Source organism: Paenibacillus sp. J22P143 (assembly GCF_059692035.1).
On record NZ_JCAUAQ010000001.1, the window covers coordinates 360678 to 381960 of the forward strand.

Below are 21283 nucleotides of genomic sequence, written 5' to 3' on the forward strand. Positions count from 1 at the left end.
ACGGTTTCATTCTGTCAACACTTTTTTGAAACCGTTTACTTGAAATCATTTGGAGCTTATAAATTGCGATTGCTCTCTCTTCGCTTGCTTAATCAAATTGCTAATGGAATGCGGTCGAACAAAGGGACTTCCTCCGTTGATTCGCGGAATTTGCATCGGATCCGTCCATTCAGAAGCCATTCCTGCTTTCGTTGTAAAAGCATATTGTATGCCTGCTTCTTGCAAGTAGGACATCGTCAAATCATCGTAACTACCGTACGGATAGGCGTAGGAATCAACATCCTTTGAAGCATTTAACTCCTTCAGCTTTGCCATACAATTGTGGGTGTCTTGTACAACCCTCTTCTTAAACTCGGCTTCGGTTTCTAGCGCTCCATTGAGGATAAGCTTGTTGGATAGCATTGGTTTCCCATCTTTCATCGCATGAAGCTCATCTGAGTGCCCTTGAAATTCAATATTGGGGTCATCTCTACGCATCTGTCTAATCTCATCTTTGGATAGAGACACCAACTTAGGCCTTGTGGGATCATCCAGATCCTTCGTGATGACAAAATTCACTGCTGGGATATGTAGTTTTTGTAGAATGGGATAAGCGTACGTATAAAAGCTTTCGTAGCCATCGTCAAATGTGACGAGCACCGCATTATCTGGTATTGCTTTTCCATTGCTCTTGAAGTCCTTAAATTGATCCAAGGTAATGAATTGAAAGCCTTTGCGCTGTAACGATACTAGTTGCCGCTCAAACAGCCTCGGCGTGATTGTGACTGAGCTCTGTTCATGCTCGTCAATGTGGTGATAGACAAGAACGGCTACCTCGCTTGAATAATACACATCTTTCGCACTTGCCAAAATAGGTGAAAAATTAAGAATGACAATCATGACCGCTAACAAGCTTACTATCAGCATTCGGTATTTCAGATCAACCGCCCCATAACAATAAATAGTATAGAAATAAACAATACGACCCATTATAGCATGAGCCTTTAGACCTGTGAATCGTTTACAAAAATAAAAGAAAAGGACCTCCTCCTCGTTGAAAGATACCAACGAACAGTAAGTCCACAAATTTGATTATTATTCGGAATTAAACATGCACCGTATATTCTTTCCCTAGCAACTCGGAAGCCCGATCTGCTTCCTCTTGGTTACGGAAAGATAATCTGAGAACGCCAGGAACATCTTCACGACTTTCGATAATTTGAATATTGCTCAAATTGATTCGTGCATTTCCTAGCAACGAAGTGATTGAGCCAATGATACCTGGATGATCGGGAATATCCACATAAATATCAAAAAGAGAAGTGAGAACACCTTTTCGACGTTCCGGTAATTTGTTGCGGAATTCACCTGCAATACGGAACTGCTCCGCAATTCCGTCCCCGTCGCTTTGCTCTATCAGCTGCACGAATCGAGAAATCTCCTCATGCCAATCCTTCAGCAGCTTAAGCAAAACATGACGATTATTGACAAGGATATCACGCCAAATCGTCGGCTCGCTTGATGCAATCCGGGTAATATCTCGGAAGCCTCCAGCGGCTAGATTTTGATACAAGGGATTACTCTCGTTATAGACTCTTACTTGGTTAACGAGCGCTACTGCGATAATATGCGGCAAATGACTGATAGCCCCAACGATATCATCATGCTCGCGAGCGTCGACTTGAACGATTTGAGCTTTAGTATGACTAAGCAGACTTGAAAGACGATCCACTTCAGCCTGTGGCGTGCCTTCAGCAGGCGTCAACACATAGAAAGCATTCTCGTACAAGTGCGAGGAAGCTGCTTCTACCCCATGCCGCTCAGAGCCCGCCATCGGATGGCCACCGATAAAAAAGTAACCTTCTTTCAAGTGTGCTGCTGCGCTTTCTGTGATCGATGCCTTCGTGCTCCCCACATCTGTGATGATGCAGCCTTGTTTCAAGGGCAGCTTCATCAGCTTCTGAACATATTCTTCCAGATTACCCACGGGTACGCATAGAAAAATATAGTCAGCCCCATCCACAGCTTCGGCCATATCTGTTGTTGCAAAATCAACAACATTCCGTTTCAGTAGCTTCTGAACCGAATTCGGATTGGGCGAATGACCGACAACGGTATACTCTGGTTTTCCTTTGAAACATAAGGCTAGTGATCCACCAATCAGCCCTACTCCGAATATTGCTATTTTCGTCATGACAGGAATCAACCTTTATCCTCTGAATTAGGCTTCAACAGGAACCTCTGCAAGAACTTCCGTTAGAGCCGCAATAAATTTTGCATTTTGTTCGCTTGAACCAATTGTGACACGCAGCGATGTAGGGAATCCAAGCATATGTCCACCGCGAACGATTAACCCTCGGCGCAATAAGCCGTTGAATACGTCTGCTGCCGGACGAGCTACGTCCACCATAATAAAGTTCCCGTGTGCAGGAAACGATTGTAGCCCAAGTTGTTTGAATTGTTCTTCTAAGTAGTGTAAACCCGCTGTATTTGCTTCACGGCAGCTCGCAATGAAATCCTGATCCTTGATCGCCGCAAGTGCAGCAGCTTGTGCGAAGCGTGTTGTATTGAAGGGCTCACGCACTTGGTTAATGGAACGAATAACATCGGGATGCCCAATGCCATAACCAATGCGAAGTGAAGCCAGTCCATAGATTTTGGAGAAGGTACGCAGGGAGATCACATTTTTGTATTGGCCGATAAGCTCAATGCTGTCCGGGAACTCACCTGTTGTGTTGTACTCGCAATAAGCTTCATCAAGAACAACGATCGTGTGTGCAGGAACTTTGGCCAGAAATGCTTTAATTTCAGCATCCGTGTTCATCGTTCCTGTTGGGTTGTTCGGATTACAAATCCAAACAATTTTCGTGCGATCTGTAATGGCAGTAGCCATTGCATCCAAATCATGTGTGCCATCCTTCAATGGAACCTCGATTGAAATGGCACCTTCGATCTCACAATTGTGCTTATATTGCGGGAACGTATGAGAAGCCATAACAGACTCATCACCTGGTACTAAGAAAGCGCGTGCTAGCATGAGAATGACTTCATCAGAGCCTGCGCCGAAGATGAGCTGATTCGTCTCTACACCAAGGGAAGCTGCTACCGCATCTGTTAACTGCACAGCGCCTCCATCTGGATAAAGACTAATATTCGCTATTTCCGCCTCAATTGCTGCCTTAGCATGCGGAGAAGACCCGAATGGGTTCTCATTGGAAGCAAGCTTAATAACTTCCGTAAGCCCAAGTTCACGCTTCACTTCCTCAATTGGCTTTCCTGGTTGGTAGACGGGTAAATGTATAATCGTTTGTTTCGGTTTCATGAAGTCACCTCATCAATTAGTTGTTCGAACGTTTCAATTGACCAACAAAGTTACCTACTTGTGCAAGGCCTTCCGGATGTGCAGCATCAGCTTCGAAATGTGGCAATGCGTTCTCAATCGTGCGTACAATCGCACTCCCGACGACAACACCATCACACAGCTTCTCAAAGCGTTCAACCTGCTCACGTGACGAAATACCGAATCCTACTACAATGGGGACAGATGCTGCTTCTCGAACAGTCGTAAGGAAATCCTCAATCCCGCCAAAAAATTCAGCACGCTCACCTGTTACACCAAGGGAAGATACACAATAAACGAAACCGCGCGCACTTGCAGCAATACGTTGAACACGTTCATTCGACGTCGGAGCAACCAGCGGAATCAAATGAACGCCATATTGCTCAGCAATTGCTCTAGTCTCACTGTCTTCTTCTAATGGAAGATCTGGAATGATAATTCCACTGATTTCATTCTCCTGCATGACCTTGAAAATGCGCTCAAGACCAATCTGCAGCACCGGATTATAATAGGTAAAAAGAATGAATGGCAGCTGTGATCCACGATTTCTTGCTTGTTTCGCGACATCGATAACATCAAAGATGGAGATCTTACGTTTCAAAGCGCGTTCCGATGAACGCTGAATAACGGGACCGTCAGCGAGCGGATCGGAGTATGGCACACCTAGCTCGATTAAATCGGCGCCTGCGCGTTCCATTTCCAAGATAAGCTCTAAAGAAGCCTCAATTGATGGGTCACCGATTGTTAGAAAGGGAATCATGGCGGTTTCGCCGCGCGCTTTGAGTTCTGCAAAACGACTATCAATACGGTTCATCGCCTATACCCCCTCGCCAAGATAACTAATAATGGATTCCACATCTTTATCACCGCGACCGGACAAGCTTACGATGATGATTTGATCCTTGGACATCGTTGGTGCTAACTTCAGCGTGTGGGCAATCGCATGTGCGCTCTCTAGGGCAGGAATGATACCTTCCGTCCGGCTCAGCAATTGAAGAGCATCCAATGCTTCCTGATCCGTGATTGGATAATAAGAGGCACGCTCTGCATCTTTAAGATACGCATGTTCTGGACCAATTCCCGGATAGTCAAGACCAGCTGAGATTGAATGCGCCGGCAATACCTGGCCATACTCATCCTGAAGCAAGTAGCTGAGTGAACCTTGGAATACGCCTGGCGTTCCTTTGGTCATGGTTGCTGCGTGCTCCTCCGTGTTTACGCCACGTCCTGCTGCTTCCACGCCAATCAATTTCACCGAAGCATCTTGAACGAATGGATAGAAAATCCCCATCGCATTGCTGCCTCCACCTACACAAGCGACAACCGCATCCGGCAATCTGCCTTCTGTTTCCAAGATTTGCTCACGGGACTCATCCCCGATCACGCGTTGGAAATCACGAACCATCATCGGATAAGGATGTGGTCCTGTAACCGATCCAAGAATATAGTACGTGTCTTGCACGTTACTTACCCAGTAGCGCAGTGTTTCGTTACAGGCATCTTTCAACGTGCGCGTTCCCGAAGTAACAGGAATAACTTCCGAACCTAACAATTTCATGCGGAATACATTTAATTGCTGACGCTTCGTGTCTTCTTCCCCCATGAACACTTTACATTCAAAGCCCATTAAAGCCGCGACCGTAGCAGAAGCCACACCATGCTGACCTGCTCCCGTTTCAGCGATGATTTTCTTTTTCCCCATACGTTTAGCGAGAACCGCTTGTCCGATGGTATTATTAATTTTGTGTGCACCTGTATGGTTTAAATCTTCACGTTTCAAATAAATCTTAGCTCCGCCTAGAAGCTCAGTTAAGCGCTCTGCATAGTAAAGCGGGGTAGGTCTGCCGGAATATTGCTTTTGCAAATAACGGACCTCAGCAATAAATTCAGGATCATCTTTATATTGTTCATAAGCTTCTTCAAGCTCATGTAGGGCATTCATCAATGTCTCGGGCACATAACGGCCACCGAACTTGCCAAATCTACCATGCTGATCAGGTACTTGTGTCACTTACGGGTCACCCTTTCCACAAACGCGGTTATTTTCGCAATATCTTTCACGCCATCTGTCTCCACGCCGCTAGATACATCAACGCCATCTGGAGCATAAGCATTCACTAATTGATCTACATTATCATGTCGAAGTCCGCCAGCAACCAGCAGTTGAATACCTGTGGTTCGAGCCCACTCTTGATAAACAGGAATACAATCCCATGCAAAAGTGGTACCAGATCCGCCCCCATATATAGGGTCAAACGTATCCAGCAAGATCGCATCTACGGTTCCAACATATGGATCTAGCTGAGCAGCCACGTTGTCTAGTGTGGGCATGGAATCTTCCGTTTTCGAAATGGATACCGATTTAAACACCTGTACCCCAAAATGCTCACGAACCCAGCCGCAAAACGCCGGCGTTTCCTGACTATGAAGTTGTACGATGTCCAAAGGAGCTACAGCTAAGATCTCCATTAACTGCTCCTGAGTTGGATTCACAAAAACACCAACAGTAAGCGGTATTGTGTGACCATTCGCTTCCTCTGATTTCAAGTAAGCAATGAGCTCAGCAGCCTTCTCCGGCGTAACCTGTCGCTTGCTCGGTGCAAAAACAAAGCCGATATGAGCTATCGGCAAATGTACGATTGATTTTAACACTTCAACGCTTTGAAGTCCACAAATTTTTACCGTTGGAATCGTTCCCACAGCCATTAAATCCGCCTCTTTCTGCCTTGTTCCTACGCCTTTTTGACCAGCTCACCCATTAGTTCATGAACAGCTTGCTCAACGATTGGTTGACGCATGAAATGCTCGCCAATCAGTACAGCTTGTGCACCTACTTGACCTAAATAAGCCATATCTTCAACGGTAGAAATGCCGCTTTCGCTCACCACTCTCTTACCTTTTGGCATATAGCTAATTAACTCTTCCGTTGTTTTTAGATTGGTTACGAAAGTTTTCAAATTCCGGTTATTTACACCGATCAGTTTCGTATCCAGCTCCAGTGCGCGTTCCAGTTCTTCACGATCATGCACTTCAACGAGTACATCTAAGCCAAGATCTTTGGCCAGCTTCAAATATCGCTTCATTTGATCCGTCGTCAAAATAGCAGCAATCAGCAGAATCGCATCTGCTCCTAGTAATCTTGCTTCATAAATTTGCTTCGGATCAATCGTAAAATCTTTGCGCAGTAAAGGTACATTAACCGCTTTACGCACAGCTTGCAGATAGTTATTGCTTCCTTGGAAAAACGAAACATCAGTTAAAACTGAAATACAATCCGCTCCTGCACGTTTATAAGCCTGCGCCAAAGCGACAGGTTCAAAATCCTCGCGAATTAAACCTTTGGAGGGTGATGCTTTCTTCACTTCCGCAATAAGCCCCATCGCGCGGTTCTTCCGCGTCGTCAGCGCCTTCTCAAAGCCTAAGCAAGGCGGAAGCTGCGAGATCTGCTTCTCAGCCTTTGCAATCGAAAAGCTGCCCATCGCTTCCACTTCTACACGCTTCGTAGCAACAATTTTATCAAGAAACATGGCATAATTCTCCTGTGTATTGGATTAAATCATTTAATTTCTGATCCGCTCGTCCTGAATCAATCACATCAGCAGCAAATTTAACGCCCTGTTGAAGCGTCCCTACATGGCCAGTTACATAAAAACAAGCTGCAGCATTCGCAAGCACGATATCACGATAAGGTCCTTTTTCACCTGCAAAAATATGACGAATAATTTCAGCGTTTAGCGCAGCATCTCCACCAGCTACATCTTTGATACTATGTGCACGAAGTCCCAAATCATCCGGTGTAATTGTATACGTGGTGATGGTATCTGTTTTCAGTTCAGTCACCTTCGTAGGTGCCGAAATACTGAATTCGTCCAAGCCATCCTCGCTAGCTACAACCAATGCACGCTTGAGTCCTAGCGCTTGAAGGGATTGTGCGAGCATTTCCGTTTTGTTGCGGTCAAATACGCCAAGAACCTGACGATCCGCACCCGCAGGGTTAGTTAACGGTCCGAGTAAATTGAATACGGTTCTAAAACCGAGCTCTCTGCGAGGTGCCGCCACATGCTTCATAGATTGATGATAAGCTTGTGCAAACATGAAGCAAATACCCGTCCGTTCCAAACACTTCGCTGCTTGCTCACCACTCAGTGTAATCTTCACGCCAAGTGCTTCTAGGACATCAGCACTTCCGCTTTTACTCGACATCGCTCTATTCCCATGCTTAGCAACGCGGATCCCACCTGCTGAAGCGACAATTGCTGCTGTCGTTGAAATGTTAAATGTATCTGCACCATCTCCGCCTGTGCCACACGTATCAAGGAGATCGCTTTGGTGTACATGTACTTGCATGGCTTTACTACGCATCGTCTCGGCAAAGCCAGTTATTTCTTCAAAGGTTTCCCCTTTGATGCGTAGCGCCGTCAATAGGCTCCCAATTTGCGCCGGAGAAGCCGCCCCATCCATAATTTCAGACATGACGTTTCGCGCTTCTTCCCGGGACAAATGACTACCGCTGATTACTTTTCCAAGTGCTTGCTGAATCGAACTCAATCCACTCATGTTCTCCCATGCCCCTTCCTTCTACGAGTTAACAAAATAATCTTTGTTAATATCACTGACAGGTCTAGGCTCTGGACTGAACATCGCTTCTGCCATTCGAATTGATTTCAGCAAAGCCGTCGCTTTGTTTACCGTTTCTTGATATTCGTTCTCTGGCACGGAATCCCATACGATCCCCGCTCCAGCTTGCACATACGCTTTCCCTTTTTTGAAAACAATCGTTCGAATCGTAATACAGGTATCCAAATTTCCGGAAAAGCCAAGATATCCAATTGCTCCCGCATAAGATCCACGAGATTCCGGCTCAAGTTCTGCGATGATCCCCATAGCTCTCAGTTTAGGTGCTCCAGACACCGTTCCTGCAGGCATACAAGAAAGGAAAGCATCAAAGAAATCCTTATCCTTCGCAATTTTACCCGAAACATTCGAAACGATATGCATAACGTGCGAATACCGTTCAATGTCCATGAAGGTATCACATTTCACTGTACCAAACTCGGATACGCGCCCGATATCATTACGACCTAAGTCAACTAACATCAGATGCTCGGCACGTTCTTTCTCGTCGGCAAGCAATTCCAGCTCAAGTGCGTGGTCTTCCTCCGGTGTTTTCCCTCTAGGTCTTGTGCCAGCAATCGGACGCGTTTCTACTTTTTCTTCTTCAACACGTACTAACAGCTCAGGAGACGTTCCAACGATAACCTCATCATCCATTTTCAGCACATACATATAAGGAGAAGGATTCATCGTACGGAGTACGCGATATACCTGTAAAGGAGAAACTGTCGTTTCCATTTCAAAACGCTGCGAGAGTACGACTTGGAAGATATCGCCGGCGCGAATGTATTCCTTCGCTTTGTTGACATTGGCAATGTACTTTTCTTTCGTGATGTTAGAGCGAATGTCGCCTAGCTCGGGCTCAGATACGATTGGATTGTGTGTCATGGTATCCGAACTCAATGGACGTTTGATCTTCTCGATTGTCGCATCGATTTTCTCACAGGTTGCTTGATAGGCTGTCGCAATATCCGCATCCGTTGCGAATTGGGGAACATGTATGTTCGCGATCACTTTAATCTGTTGTTTGAAATGATCAAACACAATGACTTGATCGCAGAACATGAATTGAATATCGTTCATTTGTAAATCATCGATTTGATGAGCGGGTAGTTTCTCATAGTATTGCAGTAAGTCATATCCGAAGAATCCAACAGCACCGCCTGTAAATCGAGGTAGATCCGCAAGCTGAGGGCTAGAGTAGGAACGAAGATAAGCCTTTAACACTTCGATCGGTTTCTCATCCGTGATTTTTTTCTCGGATTGCGTTTCGACCGTTGTTTTTCCATGCTTCGCCGTAATCATCAAGAAGGGATCACTGCCTAAGAATGAGTAACGGGCCCATTTCACTCCTCCCTCTACGCTTTCTAATAAAAATGCTCGGGGCTCTTGATATAAATGTTGGAATACACGTATAGGCGTCTCAGTATCCGCTAGTAAATGACGCACGACTGGGATTAGATTATAATCTTTGGACAAACGAATGACTTCTTGCAATTCAGGTGTATACATGGAAACATCCCCTCTCAGCTTGTGAGCTACTCGCACGTAGCGGCGCTCAAAACTCTATTCGAATACAAAAAAACCTCTACCTAGGGTAGAGGTTGACTTTAGTTTCAGTAGACGATCAGGATGAATGTGAAAAAAAGAAAATGATGGCTACGTATGAGGAAATAGACGATCCCCTGTGGGAACGAGCCTATCATCACACGACAGCTATTTACTTTTTCTCATCTCAACTGGGCTCTGCTCTACTCGACTAAACTCTGCTCTACTAACCTAAACTCATCTAATTTCACTATACTACCGGGTAGCTTCATTTGTCAATTTAACAATATCAGGACGAAGTGCTTTGGCTTCTTTTAAATACACATGGTTAATTTCCGCTTGGGTTTTGGTCGTGTTGACCTGTACCATCAAACGAATACATTTGGGCAATGCATTCTCAACCGGAACTTCTAACGAACACATGAGTGGAACGAGTTCCCAACCAACTAGGGTACGAATCGCCCTTGCAGGAAACGTCGCTGTAATATCTTCGGTTACCGTGATGAAGACCGATCCGATATCTTCTGGACGGAAATCATTTGCTTCTACAATCGCTTGAAGAAGCTCACTCGTTGCAGCAAGAATTTCATCTGCATCATTTTGTTGAACTGTTGTTGCGCCACGAATTCCCCTTAAGTACATCGGTTATTTCTCCCCTTTTAGAAGGTCAACAATCTCTCTGACTTGCTGTGCCGTTACATCCTTGCGGATCTCCACTTTGCCAATTTCGGTTGGGATGATGTACACCATCGTACCTTCTTTGAATTTCTTATCATGCATCATGGCACTCATAATGCGATCCGTATCCAAATGCGCAGGAACGCTAACTGGTAAGCCATATTTCACGAACAACCCTTTGGTCACGGTATGAATATCCTCGCTGTAGCCGAACTGCTGAGCAAGCTTCGCAGCGCCGACCATACCAATGGCAATGGCCTCACCGTGCAGCAACTCACCGTAGCCCGCTACTGCTTCTAAGGCATGACCTATCGTGTGACCCAGGTTTAGAATCGCACGGAGATCATTCTCGCGCTCATCCTGTGATACGACGATAGCCTTTACCTGACAACCTATGTATAGCGCGTAACTCAACGCTTCTGGATCTAAAGCTAACAGCTTGTCTGCGTTGTCATCACACCACTGTGTAAAGGCCGCATCCCAGATCAAGCCATGCTTGATGACCTCGGAGAGCCCTGCCTTCACATCGCGCTCTGGCAATGTTAAAAGCAAGTCGATGTCAAAGAGGACAAGCTCCGGCTGGTGAAACGCGCCGATGATGTTCTTCGCCATCGGGTGATTGACCGCTACCTTGCCGCCGACAGAACTGTCGTGGGCAAGGATGGTCGTCGGGATCTGCACGAAGCGGATCCCGCGCATGAAGCTCGCCGCAGCGAAGCCGGCAAGATCGCCGACCACGCCTCCTCCGAGGGCAACGATCGCAGAATTGCGATCAAGGCCCGCCTGGAGGGCGGCGGTGACGATTCCCTCGAGCTGCTCGAGGGATTTGGAGGTTTCGCCTGCGGGCACGACGCAGGCAGTCGCGGCGAAGCCGCCGTCACGGAGCAGCGTCAGGACGCGCTCCAAGTGCAGCGCCGCCACCGACTCGTCGGTGACGAGGAGCAGTGGCGACTTGCGGCTGAGCTTCGCGCGATCGAACAGTGCCGCGATATTGGTAAGAATGCCTTGTCCAATATAAATAGGATAAGACCGTTCTCCAAGCTCTACGGTAAGTTCTCTCATCTTAGTAGTTCTCCACTTGCTTGAGGAAATTCGTTAAGTTCGTACGAATTTCTTCGATGGAATCTCCGCCGAATTTATCTAAGAAAGCATTCGCTACTTCCCAAGCGATCACGTTCTCCATGATCACGCCTGCTGCTGGCACTGCACAGGTGTCGGAACGCTCAACCTGCGCGGTGAATACTTCCTTCGTATCAATATCAACGCTTTGCAGCGGTTTGTACAAGGTCGAGATTGGCTTCATGACACCGCGAACGATGATTTGTTCGCCTGTCGTCATTCCGCCTTCGAATCCGCCTGCACGATTCGTTCTGCGTCTGAAACCTTCTTCTTCCGTGTACAGGATTTCGTCATGAACATTAGAGCCTCTGCGCTCTGCCGCTTCAAAACCGATTCCGAACTCAACGCCTTTGAACGCTTGAATGGAAAGCACGGCTTGCGCGATTTTCCCGTCCAATTTGCGGTCCCATTGCACATGGCTTCCAAGGCCTACAGGTACGCCTTCGATGATAACTTCAACGATACCACCTAGTGTATCGCCATCTTCTTTGGCAGCGTCGATCGCGGCGATCATTTTCGCTTCTGCTTCTTTATCAACAACGCGTACTGGAGATTCTTCTGTAATCCGAATGAGTTCATCGACAGGAAGCTCTTGGCGCTCTACTTCGACATCCCCAATACGGATAACTTGTCCAGCCACTTTGATCCCGAACTCAGCTAATAATTGACGTGCGACAGCTCCAGTGGCCACTCGCATCGTCGTTTCACGAGCACTTGATCTTTCCAAAATGTTACGCAAATCTTTTTGATTATATTTAAGGCCGCCGTTCAAATCCGCATGTCCAGGACGAGGACGGTTCACACGGCGCTTGCCTTCGTTATCTTCTTCAACGGGTTCAATCCCCATAACAGATGTCCAGTGCTTCCAGTCATTGTTCACGACTACGAGTGCAATTGGAGCACCAGTTGTTTTTCCGTGACGCACGCCGCCTGCAATTGTCGCTGTATCTTTCTCAATTTGCATCCGACGACCGCGACCGTAGCCTTTTTGACGTCTATGTAATTGATGGTTTAAATCTTCAAAGTTCAGGGTTACATTACTTGGGAACCCTTCAATAATCGCAGTGAGCTGCGGTCCATGCGTTTCACCAGCTGTTAAATATCTCACAATCCGTTACCCCCTAAGAATTTTACGAAGAAAATCGAACTCCGTATTTAAACATAATAGTATGGAAAAACCGAGCATACTTACTTCGTGTGCCACGATGAAAAAGCTGCAGCACTAAGCACTTTAGCGCTTTGACGCGCGATTATCTGTTGTCATTATAGTATAGCTACTCAGGTTTGGCAACAACACAAATGCAAAAACACGCTTCACAGGTCAGGGACAATCCCTTCCGCGTAAGCGTGTCATCATCTAGACAGGAGCTAGTATTACCCGTGCATAGGCTGCTTCTGGACGACCCTCGGAGGCTCACAAAGCTGAGGATCATTCATTAGACCCGTAATTTGTGAAGAATCGACTCCTAAAATTTGAGCACATTCTTGAATAGAAATCATTCCCCTGCGATAAGCGGTAATCACCTTGCGTTTGTCCATGATAGCCCCCTAAGCGTATATGCATTGTTCAAAGCGTGGCGGTTACCTCACTTTGCATTGCTACATCTTAGTATTGGAAGATATGGAAGTTCTTATACACCCTTTTTCCGATAAAAGAATGTTTCAGATGCCTCTAGGTCATATTGACCAGGGGAGAAAATTTGCTCTGTCGAGCCAACGAAAAGGAGTCCGCCTGGTTTTAATGCTTTGGCGAATTTCTGATACAGCAAATGCTTCGCTTCTTCTGTAAAATAGATAATCACATTGCGGCAAACGATGAGATCGTAACCGCTATCAAATGTATCGACAAGCAAATTCTGCTTCTGAAATTTAATCGTTTTTTTGAGTTCATCGGAAATATGATACATAACGCCATCTTGTTTAAAATATTTCTTCAGATAATTAGGCGGCACATCACGCACCGAACGATCCAGATACATGCCTTTACGAGCTTTCTCCAAGGCACCGTCATCAATATCCGTAGCGTGTAAGTTCGTCTCACCAAGTGCACCTTGCTCAGCTAAAATCATTGCTAGCGTATACGGCTCTTCTCCTGTGGAGCAAGCTGCACTCCAAATTTTCAACCTGCGATTTCGTTGTAGCATCTCGGGAATAAATTTCTTTTCCACGAGCTCCCATCGGTTCGGATTCCGCCAAAATTCAGAAACATTGATCGTCATCCGATCCAAAAACTCATAAAATAATTCTTTATCCTTCATCATCGCTTCGAAAAAAGCAACAAACGTATTATAGCCCCGCTTCATCCGCAAGGTAGTTAATCGTCGCTTCATTTGCGCTTCCTTGTACAACGCAAGATCAATTGACGTATGTTCTTTTATTTTTTTGATAAACAATAAAAAATCTTGATCCTCCATGCTGTCCACCCACCTTGATCATTTTCTTTTCTGATACATTCTGTGTGGAATTACCAAAATCCTTCAAAAAACAACAAAAAAAGAACCCGTATCCATTCAGATACCAGATTCTTCGTTTAATAGGCTTAGATCCATTCTTGTATGTTCTTCGAATACTCAAAAATTTCGTCAGGCTGAAAGAAATTGTTAATTTCACGTTCGGCACTTTCGGGTGAATCGGAACCATGAATAAGATTGAGATTCGTATGTACGGCGTAGTCACCGCGAATCGTTCCAGGCGCGGCTTCAAGCGAATTTGTTTTGCCAATCATGGTTCTGGATAAAGCAATAACTTGATCGCCATGCCATACCATCGCAAAGACAGGTCCTGATGTAATAAAATTCACGAGTCTATCGAAAAAATCTTTTCCTTTATGCTCAGCATAATGAATTTCGGCTTGCTCGCGGGAAATGACCGTCAACTTACTGCCAATCAATTGGAAACCTTTCTGTTCAAACCGTTTTACAATCTCGCCGACAAGTCCCCGTTGTACGCCATCAGGTTTAACCATGAGAAATGTTTTTTCCATTGAAAGACTACCTCCTTAAAGTTTTCGTCAGAAAACTGACAACGTAAGCATCCACTTAATAAGATCGATTCCCGATAAAATGAGCGATTTCGATGAGATCCTTTTTCGCTTGAATATCCGGCAGCTTGTGGAGTGACGAAATCGCTTTATCAATATAGACCTGAGAAAGACGATCGGCTTCCTTAATGCCAGCACTGCCTCGTATCATTTCTAGGAATCGACTAACATCCGTTTGTCCATCCAGTTTATGTATTCGATCAAGTTCTGTCAATATCATAGGCTTTAAAGCCAGATCTTGCATGGTGAGCAACACCGGCAAGGTGATATTCCCTTGCTTGACATCACTCCCAGGCGGTTTCCCGATCTGCTTTTCAGTCCCGATTAAATCCAGAATATCATCTCTAATTTGGAAGGCCATACCTACATTATAGCCAAAATTATACAATTTAGTGCTCACCCAATCTGGTGCACCAGATGCCATCGCACCCAATTGACATGAGATCGCAATTAATAGAGCCGTTTTGCGCCGAATTCGCAGTAAATAATCTCTAATCGTTTGTTCCGATTGAAAAAAGAAACGAATTTGTTCCATCTCACCAATGGACATTTCAACAATGGCTTTTGACATAATTTGATGAACGCTCGGATTCGGAATCCGAGTAATCACACCTAAAGCTCTAGCGAAAATATAATCACCTGTAAACATAGCAATGCGATTATCCCATTTGGAACGAACCGTCAATTGACCTCGCCGCGTGTTGGCATCGTCAATCACATCATCATGGACAAGAGAGGCCATGTGAATAAGTTCCAAGGGCACAGCAACATTTTTTATTGTTTGAAGCTGATAACTTCCAAATTCACCAGAAAGCAGAACAAAAACAGGCCTGATTCGCTTTCCTCCGGCTTTAAGCAGATGTATCGACGTTTCTCTTAGTAAAGTATGATCGTTATTTACGCTCTCCTCAAGCTCTTTTTCAATTGCTGAAATATCTCTTCTTTTTCTAGAATAAATATCCATTAAGTTTTTCATTCGTTCACCCGTGCTACTTTATTCTCTTCCCATATGCCTATTTGAACTGGTTTAGGCAGGAAACCAAGCTCGTAACAGTACTGATAATACGAATTAAGCCCTTCCCACTGCTCAGCTGCAAAATCATAACACAATGTATAAAAATAATGATTCCAAAATTCAGAGGTGCCGCCAACGGCAGCTTTTGCCTCCTCTATCATGTTCTGCGGTTCCTGATGGGCTTTCTCTTTACTCGCTTTAAATGCTTCAAAAATGGACCCTACGAGCTCTGGATATGTACGAATCGTTTCTTTGCGGATCGCCCAGACAGCGAACGACATCCATTTCCCTGTCCATTTGGCCCACTCTTGACCGAGGTCCGTAATCATATACGTTTGATTCCGCCAGCTTTCCTTAATGGCATCATCCCCAATGAGAAGCGCAGCGTCCGCACCCTCCATCATTTGGTCTAAGCTTGGCTTCGCATATTCGTAAGTCGGCTTACCCTTATAAAATTTCTCTAGAATGATTTTAAGTAAATTCACGGAAGTCGCTGACGTTGTTGGAAGAATAATCTTCCCATTCATGATTTCACGCAATGGTTTGTCATGGAAAAGCAGGATCGAATTGACTTCGCCATAAGAGCTTACAGAAAGATCCGGAAATAGCATATAGTCTTCAAAAAATTGTCCATATGAAAAGGAAGAAATGGGCCCCATATCAATGCGGCCTTCAGCCATTGCTTGATTAAGTGATGTGGGTACTTGCTCAATAATATCGACGTCAGGGCTATTCATCAGCTCTGGGAAATAATAATAGATCGGCCACACATTTGTATAATTGATTCGACCTATTCGGATTTTAGGGTCTAGGTTGCTCATCAATATCTCCCCATCTACGGTACAAGGAATGTTCAATCTCCATACTATCCATCACTTTACCTACCAAAAAATCAACCATCTCATCGATTGAGCGCGGACGATTATAGAAGGCTGGCATAGCGGGTATCATTCGCACACCCATTCTTGTTAGGGTAAGCATATTTTCTAAATGTATAGCATGTAAGGGTGTTTCCCTTGGCACCAGAATTAATTTTCTTCCTTCTTTCAGCATGACATCCGCGGTACGTTCAAGCAAGTTATCGGACGAACCATGAGCAATCCCTGATAATGTGCCCATCGAGCATGGAATCACTACCATCCCTCTGGTGCGGAAAGAACCACTTGCGACTGTTGCTCCAATATTCGCAACTGGATGATATTCGAAAGAGCCTGTCCGTCCCCCGAATTGCTTCTCCAACACATCCTGACGCTTCGTTGCGTTCCAATCTAGTTCATCCTGCAGCACTCGCCAGCCAGCATCCGTAATAATAAGATGTACATCTAACCCAAGATCCAACAGCACTTCACATAATCGCACACCGTATTGAGCTCCACTAGCGCCCGAAATTCCAATGACCCAGTTTCCGCCGCTCATGAGTTTTGGCTCACTAGGACATCAAGTAATGTGAATGTGAACATGACTAAGCTTAATACACCATTCATCGTGAAGAAAGCTGTGTTTAATTTGGATAAATCCTGTGGTGAAACGAGCCTATGTTCTTTAAATAACAAGATATAAGCGATAACAAGTCCCACGAGATACAGCCAACTAAGATGCGTTATAAAAAACAGGGAAACTAAACCGATAGCTGTTAATACATGAAGCACCCGAGCTGTGTGCAAAGATGCTTTAATGCCAAATCGACTTGGAAAGGAGTGCAAACCTTCTTTACGATCAAATTCTGCATCCTGGCAAGCATAAATGAGATCGAAACCAGCACTCCAGCACGCTACGGTTAGGAAAAAGATGATGGACGACCATGTGAATTGACCAGTGACGGCAATCCAGCCGCCAAGCGGGGCAAGCCCTAGCGTCAAACCGAGCACGAAATGGCATGTCCATGTGAATCTTTTGGTATACGAATAAATCACCAAAAAGAATACGGCAATAGGCAGCAGCTTCATCGATAACGCACTTAGATGATAGGTTGCCCAAAAAAGAACTGCAAATGAGATGATGATATAGATAATAACTTGTGGGATTGAAATAAGCCCAGCAGGAATGGCCCGATTCACTGTACGTGGATTGCGTTTGTCAATGGCTTGATCAATGACACGATTCAAAGCCATCGCGGCGGTTCTTGCTCCTACCATAGCTAAAGTGATCCACCCAATCTGAGCCCAGCCAGGTAAATGGCCTTGTAAAACAACGGAGCCAAGAATTGCCCCCATGAAAGCAAATGGCAGTGCAAACACGCTGTGTTCGAATTTGATCATTTCGAGAAAAATCTTCAATTTAGTAAACATATGCTAATTACACTCCTGATTTCGTTTTACCTTTCGTGCCTACATGTAACGCGGCCACACCACCAAAGAGTGGATAAGCTTGTACTTGATCTAAGCCATTCTTCGAGAAGATAGCCGCTAACTGCTTATGATCAGGAAACGTAATTAATGATTCCGGCAACCACTTGTATTGCTCATATTTCTTTACAATTAACTTACCAAGGAACGGCATGATATGCCGGAAATACACATAGTATATCGACTTAAAAGGCTGCCAAGTTGGTTTAGATAGCTCTAAAGACACAACTAGTCCTCCGGGCTTAACGACACGTTGCATTTCTCGGATAACCTGCTCGAGATCGGGAACATTACGCAGGGCAAACCCGATTGTGGCAAAGTCAAAAGAATTGTCGTCAAACGGAAGACTCATCGCATTTCCTTGTATAAGCTCGATCTGCTGATCCAAGCGCAATTGTTTAATTTTCGCCGCACCGAAGTCAAGCATATTCTGGCTGAAATCTAGTCCAACCATTTTACCAGTCCCACTTGCTTGTGCGAGGCTAATCGTCCAATCACAGGTTCCGCAGCACAAGTCTATTGCTGTATCGCCAGGCTTTACATTCATCTTCTTCATTGCAAATTTACGCCATGCTTTATGTCTATTAAAACTAATAATATTGTTCATTAAATCATATTTAGGCGCTATACTTTCAAATACACCATGTACAAACTCTTCTTTACTCTTCGCTTTTTTGTTGTCGCTGTTTGTTTTGCTTACACTCATTGCCCAGGTCCCCTTAAATTTCTTCTAACACTTTGGGCTGCTCCCCAGTAAATCGTAAAAAGGGCTCTCCCATGTGAAAGAGTTCACTTTGTAGTTTAACCGATTCAAGCTTCTTAACACGTTCCAGCAATTGCTTCGTTTGTGCATGGAGTAACTGATACAGTTGCGAAGAGATGTTGTATTTATGTAAAAGCGTACGAACCTTCGTCGTATCTGCTTCTTCACCTTGTAACTGCTTCCGCTCGTCTCTCGTGCCATTCTGGTTAATATGCCAATATCCCCAGCTGCCTTTGAAATTTTCAGTAGTCTCCATGCGGAAGATTTCATCAAATAGGAGTTCACATCTCACGTAGCCTCTTAAAATATCAGGCCATGCTTGTTTGTAGGTCTCTGACATGACCTCTGAGAAAGACAAAAACAGCTGAGATTTGATTTCCACCGTATGGTGAATGTAATCTTCTGCCGTCAGTTTCAGCTGTTTCATTTTCATATAGCTGCTCAACTTTAAACGATTTACTTCACAGATCGCATTCGAGAGCTGCTTAATCATTTCGATCTGTCCCGTTTTAGCTAGAAGATGATAAAATCTGGCACTAAAATAGTCTCCTGCAAGCACCTTTAGCTGTCTTGACCTTGAAGCCTTTTTCTCCTTGACCTCATTAGATACTGTTACAAGATCATGGGTATCGAGTCCTAACTGCACAAGCGCTGTTGCTAAAGTAAATAATTCACTTAATGAACTCCGTTTGTTATCTTCATTCAAGAATGCAAACAACAGGCGTGTGCGCAACTCAGGAAAATCAGGCAAGTCTGTGTGAATTTGGATCATATCATACTCTGTATATTGCTTAGCGATCTCAGGGATCCGATAAGAATTCATGCAAAAGCCTCCGTAACCGTATGCCACATATCTATTTATGAACTTCAATGTCTCAATCCAAATTATTATAGCATAACCCGTTAATAGAAGCACAATTTATTATAGTGGGTATTTTTGTTGCCATTTGGAGGTGTAGGTGATGCGAAAGCGGTTCTGCAACTCTTGTTCCAATTGAATCAAGCTAAGCTCAGTTGGTTTCTTCTCCATATCTTTGCCAAATTCACGCTGAGCTACCATAGCGAGAACAAGTTGGGATGAAGTTGTTTCAGCACCGCCTGAATAATCTATGATACGTACCCACACTTGATCTACATTCTTAGTATTAACTAACATTGTCTGTGCAACGGTATACAAATCGCGATATACAGCAATGGAATCCGCATTTTTGGGCAAACTCAAATCGAGTGACAATCGAGATGAACTTAGCTCTACTTTTCGTATCCGTAGCTGCAGAGGAATTTGTACCAGAAGATCTGCCAAGTTCGTTTCTGTAAGCTGACCACCGCGATTATTGGACCATTTGTAGTCGGAACCTAAGCCTGATGAAAGATCCATCTTTGGCAGCGTGGATAGACTGATCACAACTACAACGGTAATAAGTAGCGTGATCACGATGCGTATTGACCATTTCACATTCAACACCTCCTAAACATATGCAGGAGCCAAATAACCGACAGGTTATCCATAGTAACAAGTCCTATACACCATTGTACATAGAAAAAAAGCAGGCTATGCCTGCTTTTGTCAATTTACTATTATTCTTCTGTATCAATCGTACCAAATTTGGTCATAATCAAAGCCTTACCTCTGACCTTTACCGCGGATGTATGCTCAGTGAATTGTGCAATCATGACTTCACCCTTGTCCAGCTTCTCTGTATGATGAAAACGTGTATCCTGTCCACGTGTCAATCCAATCACATGAACGCCATTGTCTTTGGCTTTAATCACGAAATACTCATTACCGTTCGAGTTCGATTGATTTGACTGATTCGATTTCGATTGTTCCATATCCATCCTCCGTTCTTCCATATCCTTCATTTCTACTTCTAATGATGCCAAAAAAAGTAACCGGAAGTCAACATGTGCTAGATGGATAATTCAGCAGAAGCTGATTTAGCGTGTTTTCGATAAAAATGTTTGAATTTTGCAGGTATTACATGATGAGAGCCTAAGCGAATTAGGAGATCCGTCAATTTAACTGTTCCATAGGCAAATAGCATTCCCGCGAAGACATCTATCACCCAATGAATTTGCAAATACATCGTTGAGAAAATAATCGCCGAACAATAGGTGACCATCATGTATTTGAAAATGCGATCCTTTTCACGTAACGCAAGTAGGAGCATCGCAAACGAAATAGAGGTGTGCATACTTGGGAAACAATTCATAACGGCCACGAGTAAGGAATTCTCATCCGCAAACGTACGATGTAATAAGTCAGGTTGCTTATTCACATACCAAACCTCATGAAGCAGGATAAGGTTATAAAAAGGCAAAATGAGCGGAAATTGCAACATATGCCCGGAAAGCGCATAAGATAACATTTTTTTGACGCTGCGTGTCCAAAAGCTTCTTACAATACAGATCCATAGTGAAAGCACGAAGCCATAGTTGTAGACCCACACCATAGCTCTATCTAGAAATGGTGTAGAAATCCACCTTGCCCATCCGCCTGTATTCAGCGGAATGGCGTTCATATAGCTATCCCAGCGCCACGGGTGTCGATTATTTTCAAACATCCAGTTCGCAATTTTCCACCAAAATCCGTTGCCTGTCCCATAAAAATAATAAAAAATACCCAAAAGAGGAATTCCTATCAAAAAGAACCGTTTCCAATCTACGTCAATCTGATCCTTCCGCACACCTAATAAACAGATACATAGCAGAATCCAACATTCTGTACTCCAGTTCCCAACCGTACCAATTCGCCAGATCAAGTAGATCGAGGCAATGATTCCGAACATCGTCCAATCCTGTGACTTCACTAGCTCATTCAATTTCAACTTATTCAACCTTG

General features: G+C 44.5%; 24 protein-coding genes. All 24 read right to left on the minus strand.

Annotated elements, in window-relative coordinates; all coding sequences use genetic code 11:
• Nucleotides 1-45: 45 nt before the first annotated feature.
• The 24 genes from AC58PQ_RS01720 to AC58PQ_RS01835 all read right to left on the minus strand — a co-directional run bounded on the left by AC58PQ_RS01720 (nucleotide 46) and on the right by AC58PQ_RS01835 (nucleotide 21278).
• Nucleotides 46-969: a polysaccharide deacetylase family protein gene (locus AC58PQ_RS01720; RefSeq protein WP_497240265.1), complete on the minus strand. Its 924-nt coding sequence runs from the start codon at nucleotides 967-969 to the stop codon at nucleotides 46-48.
• Nucleotides 970-1084: 115 nt separating this feature from the next.
• Nucleotides 1085-2173, minus strand: a complete 1089-nt coding sequence (locus AC58PQ_RS01725; protein WP_497240266.1) for a prephenate dehydrogenase — start codon at nucleotides 2171-2173, stop codon at nucleotides 1085-1087.
• 27 nt (nucleotides 2174-2200) lie between these two features.
• Nucleotides 2201-3301, minus strand: a complete 1101-nt coding sequence (hisC, locus tag AC58PQ_RS01730; RefSeq protein WP_497240267.1) for a histidinol-phosphate transaminase — start codon at nucleotides 3299-3301, stop codon at nucleotides 2201-2203.
• A gap of 16 nt (nucleotides 3302-3317) precedes the next feature.
• Nucleotides 3318-4133: a tryptophan synthase subunit alpha gene (gene trpA, locus AC58PQ_RS01735; RefSeq protein WP_497240268.1), complete on the minus strand. Its 816-nt coding sequence runs from the start codon at nucleotides 4131-4133 to the stop codon at nucleotides 3318-3320.
• Between the two features lie 3 nt (nucleotides 4134-4136).
• On the minus strand, nucleotides 4137-5330 hold the full coding sequence (gene trpB, locus AC58PQ_RS01740; RefSeq protein WP_497240269.1) for a tryptophan synthase subunit beta: 1194 nt from the start codon (nucleotides 5328-5330) through the stop codon (nucleotides 4137-4139).
• Entirely contained in the window at nucleotides 5327-6025 is a 699-nt protein-coding gene (locus tag AC58PQ_RS01745; RefSeq protein ID WP_497240270.1) for a phosphoribosylanthranilate isomerase, read from the minus strand. The genes trpB and AC58PQ_RS01745 overlap by 4 nt, the downstream gene beginning before the upstream one ends.
• A 26-nt stretch (nucleotides 6026-6051) precedes the next feature.
• Complete coding sequence (gene trpC / locus AC58PQ_RS01750) at nucleotides 6052-6846, minus strand: indole-3-glycerol phosphate synthase TrpC (RefSeq protein WP_497240271.1); 795 nt, start codon at nucleotides 6844-6846, stop codon at nucleotides 6052-6054.
• The gene (gene trpD, locus AC58PQ_RS01755; protein WP_497240272.1) at nucleotides 6836-7876 is read right to left on the minus strand and encodes an anthranilate phosphoribosyltransferase; all 1041 of its coding nucleotides are present in this window, start codon (nucleotides 7874-7876) and stop codon (nucleotides 6836-6838) included. Before trpD ends, trpC begins: the two co-directional genes overlap by 11 nt.
• Nucleotides 7877-7897: 21 nt before the next feature.
• Nucleotides 7898-9445: an anthranilate synthase component I gene (trpE, locus tag AC58PQ_RS01760; RefSeq protein ID WP_497240273.1), complete on the minus strand. Its 1548-nt coding sequence runs from the start codon at nucleotides 9443-9445 to the stop codon at nucleotides 7898-7900.
• A 291-nt stretch (nucleotides 9446-9736) separates the two neighbouring features.
• Nucleotides 9737-10123 (minus strand): chorismate mutase, encoded by a 387-nt coding sequence (gene aroH / locus AC58PQ_RS01765; RefSeq protein ID WP_477592067.1) that lies wholly within the window; start codon nucleotides 10121-10123, stop codon nucleotides 9737-9739.
• A gap of 3 nt (nucleotides 10124-10126) precedes the next feature.
• Nucleotides 10127-11221: a 3-dehydroquinate synthase gene (gene aroB / locus AC58PQ_RS01770; RefSeq protein ID WP_497240274.1), complete on the minus strand. Its 1095-nt coding sequence runs from the start codon at nucleotides 11219-11221 to the stop codon at nucleotides 10127-10129.
• A gap of 1 nt (nucleotide 11222) precedes the next feature.
• The gene (gene aroC / locus AC58PQ_RS01775) at nucleotides 11223-12386 is read right to left on the minus strand and encodes a chorismate synthase (protein WP_497240275.1); all 1164 of its coding nucleotides are present in this window, start codon (nucleotides 12384-12386) and stop codon (nucleotides 11223-11225) included.
• Nucleotides 12387-12652: 266 nt separating this feature from the next.
• Entirely contained in the window at nucleotides 12653-12817 is a 165-nt protein-coding gene (locus tag AC58PQ_RS01780; protein WP_164483568.1) for a hypothetical protein, read from the minus strand.
• Nucleotides 12818-12909: 92 nt separating this feature from the next.
• Nucleotides 12910-13692: a CheR family methyltransferase gene (locus AC58PQ_RS01785; RefSeq protein WP_497240276.1), complete on the minus strand. Its 783-nt coding sequence runs from the start codon at nucleotides 13690-13692 to the stop codon at nucleotides 12910-12912.
• 125 nt (nucleotides 13693-13817) lie between these two features.
• Nucleotides 13818-14261: a nucleoside-diphosphate kinase gene (ndk, locus tag AC58PQ_RS01790; protein ID WP_497240277.1), complete on the minus strand. Its 444-nt coding sequence runs from the start codon at nucleotides 14259-14261 to the stop codon at nucleotides 13818-13820.
• Nucleotides 14262-14316: 55 nt separating this feature from the next.
• A complete protein-coding gene (locus tag AC58PQ_RS01795) occupies nucleotides 14317-15294 on the minus strand; it encodes a polyprenyl synthetase family protein (protein WP_497240278.1) in 978 nt (325 codons plus the stop codon).
• Entirely contained in the window at nucleotides 15291-16154 is an 864-nt protein-coding gene (locus AC58PQ_RS01800) for a menaquinone biosynthesis protein (RefSeq protein ID WP_497240279.1), read from the minus strand. The genes AC58PQ_RS01795 and AC58PQ_RS01800 overlap by 4 nt, the downstream gene beginning before the upstream one ends.
• Nucleotides 16135-16749, minus strand: a complete 615-nt coding sequence (locus AC58PQ_RS01805) for a UbiX family flavin prenyltransferase (RefSeq protein WP_497240280.1) — start codon at nucleotides 16747-16749, stop codon at nucleotides 16135-16137. Before AC58PQ_RS01805 ends, AC58PQ_RS01800 begins: the two co-directional genes overlap by 20 nt.
• The gene (locus AC58PQ_RS01810; protein WP_497240281.1) at nucleotides 16746-17621 is read right to left on the minus strand and encodes a UbiA-like polyprenyltransferase; all 876 of its coding nucleotides are present in this window, start codon (nucleotides 17619-17621) and stop codon (nucleotides 16746-16748) included. The genes AC58PQ_RS01805 and AC58PQ_RS01810 overlap by 4 nt, the downstream gene beginning before the upstream one ends.
• Before the next feature lie 7 nt (nucleotides 17622-17628).
• The gene (locus tag AC58PQ_RS01815) at nucleotides 17629-18384 is read right to left on the minus strand and encodes a demethylmenaquinone methyltransferase (protein ID WP_497240282.1); all 756 of its coding nucleotides are present in this window, start codon (nucleotides 18382-18384) and stop codon (nucleotides 17629-17631) included.
• A 13-nt stretch (nucleotides 18385-18397) separates the two neighbouring features.
• Complete coding sequence (locus AC58PQ_RS01820) at nucleotides 18398-19264, minus strand: heptaprenyl diphosphate synthase component 1 (protein WP_497240283.1); 867 nt, start codon at nucleotides 19262-19264, stop codon at nucleotides 18398-18400.
• Between the two features lie 99 nt (nucleotides 19265-19363).
• Nucleotides 19364-19897, minus strand: a complete 534-nt coding sequence (locus AC58PQ_RS01825) for a hypothetical protein (RefSeq protein ID WP_497240284.1) — start codon at nucleotides 19895-19897, stop codon at nucleotides 19364-19366.
• A gap of 122 nt (nucleotides 19898-20019) precedes the next feature.
• Nucleotides 20020-20274 carry a trp RNA-binding attenuation protein MtrB gene (mtrB, locus tag AC58PQ_RS01830; protein ID WP_497240285.1) on the minus strand — a complete coding sequence of 85 codons (255 nt, stop codon included), beginning with the start codon at nucleotides 20272-20274 and terminating at the stop codon, nucleotides 20020-20022.
• A gap of 77 nt (nucleotides 20275-20351) precedes the next feature.
• Entirely contained in the window at nucleotides 20352-21278 is a 927-nt protein-coding gene (locus AC58PQ_RS01835; RefSeq protein ID WP_497240286.1) for a phosphatase PAP2 family protein, read from the minus strand.
• Nucleotides 21279-21283 lie beyond the last annotated feature (5 nt).

Coding starts and splice junctions, on each gene's coding strand:
- AC58PQ_RS01725 (WP_497240266.1), bottom strand. CDS start 2,173: ATGACGAAAATAGCAATATTCGGAGTAGGGCTGATTGGTGGATCACTA.
- AC58PQ_RS01800 (WP_497240279.1), bottom strand. CDS start 16,154: ATGAGCAACCTAGACCCTAAAATCCGAATAGGTCGAATCAATTATACA.
- ndk (WP_497240277.1), bottom strand. CDS start 14,261: ATGGAAAAAACATTTCTCATGGTTAAACCTGATGGCGTACAACGGGGA.
- AC58PQ_RS01815 (WP_497240282.1), bottom strand. CDS start 18,384: ATGAGTGTAAGCAAAACAAACAGCGACAACAAAAAAGCGAAGAGTAAA.
- AC58PQ_RS01745 (WP_497240270.1), bottom strand. CDS start 6,025: ATGGCTGTGGGAACGATTCCAACGGTAAAAATTTGTGGACTTCAAAGC.
- AC58PQ_RS01720 (WP_497240265.1), bottom strand. CDS start 969: ATGGGTCGTATTGTTTATTTCTATACTATTTATTGTTATGGGGCGGTT.
- AC58PQ_RS01780 (WP_164483568.1), bottom strand. CDS start 12,817: ATGGACAAACGCAAGGTGATTACCGCTTATCGCAGGGGAATGATTTCT.
- AC58PQ_RS01820 (WP_497240283.1), bottom strand. CDS start 19,264: ATGAATTCTTATCGGATCCCTGAGATCGCTAAGCAATATACAGAGTAT.
- trpD (WP_497240272.1), bottom strand. CDS start 7,876: ATGAGTGGATTGAGTTCGATTCAGCAAGCACTTGGAAAAGTAATCAGC.
- aroB (WP_497240274.1), bottom strand. CDS start 11,221: ATGAGAGAACTTACCGTAGAGCTTGGAGAACGGTCTTATCCTATTTAT.
- hisC (WP_497240267.1), bottom strand. CDS start 3,301: ATGAAACCGAAACAAACGATTATACATTTACCCGTCTACCAACCAGGA.
- trpE (WP_497240273.1), bottom strand. CDS start 9,445: ATGTATACACCTGAATTGCAAGAAGTCATTCGTTTGTCCAAAGATTAT.
- AC58PQ_RS01810 (WP_497240281.1), bottom strand. CDS start 17,621: ATGTTTACTAAATTGAAGATTTTTCTCGAAATGATCAAATTCGAACAC.
- trpC (WP_497240271.1), bottom strand. CDS start 6,846: ATGTTTCTTGATAAAATTGTTGCTACGAAGCGTGTAGAAGTGGAAGCG.
- AC58PQ_RS01805 (WP_497240280.1), bottom strand. CDS start 16,749: ATGAGCGGCGGAAACTGGGTCATTGGAATTTCGGGCGCTAGTGGAGCT.
- AC58PQ_RS01795 (WP_497240278.1), bottom strand. CDS start 15,294: ATGAAAAACTTAATGGATATTTATTCTAGAAAAAGAAGAGATATTTCA.
- aroH (WP_477592067.1), bottom strand. CDS start 10,123: ATGTACTTAAGGGGAATTCGTGGCGCAACAACAGTTCAACAAAATGAT.
- trpA (WP_497240268.1), bottom strand. CDS start 4,133: ATGAACCGTATTGATAGTCGTTTTGCAGAACTCAAAGCGCGCGGCGAA.
- mtrB (WP_497240285.1), bottom strand. CDS start 20,274: ATGGAACAATCGAAATCGAATCAGTCAAATCAATCGAACTCGAACGGT.
- AC58PQ_RS01785 (WP_497240276.1), bottom strand. CDS start 13,692: ATGGAGGATCAAGATTTTTTATTGTTTATCAAAAAAATAAAAGAACAT.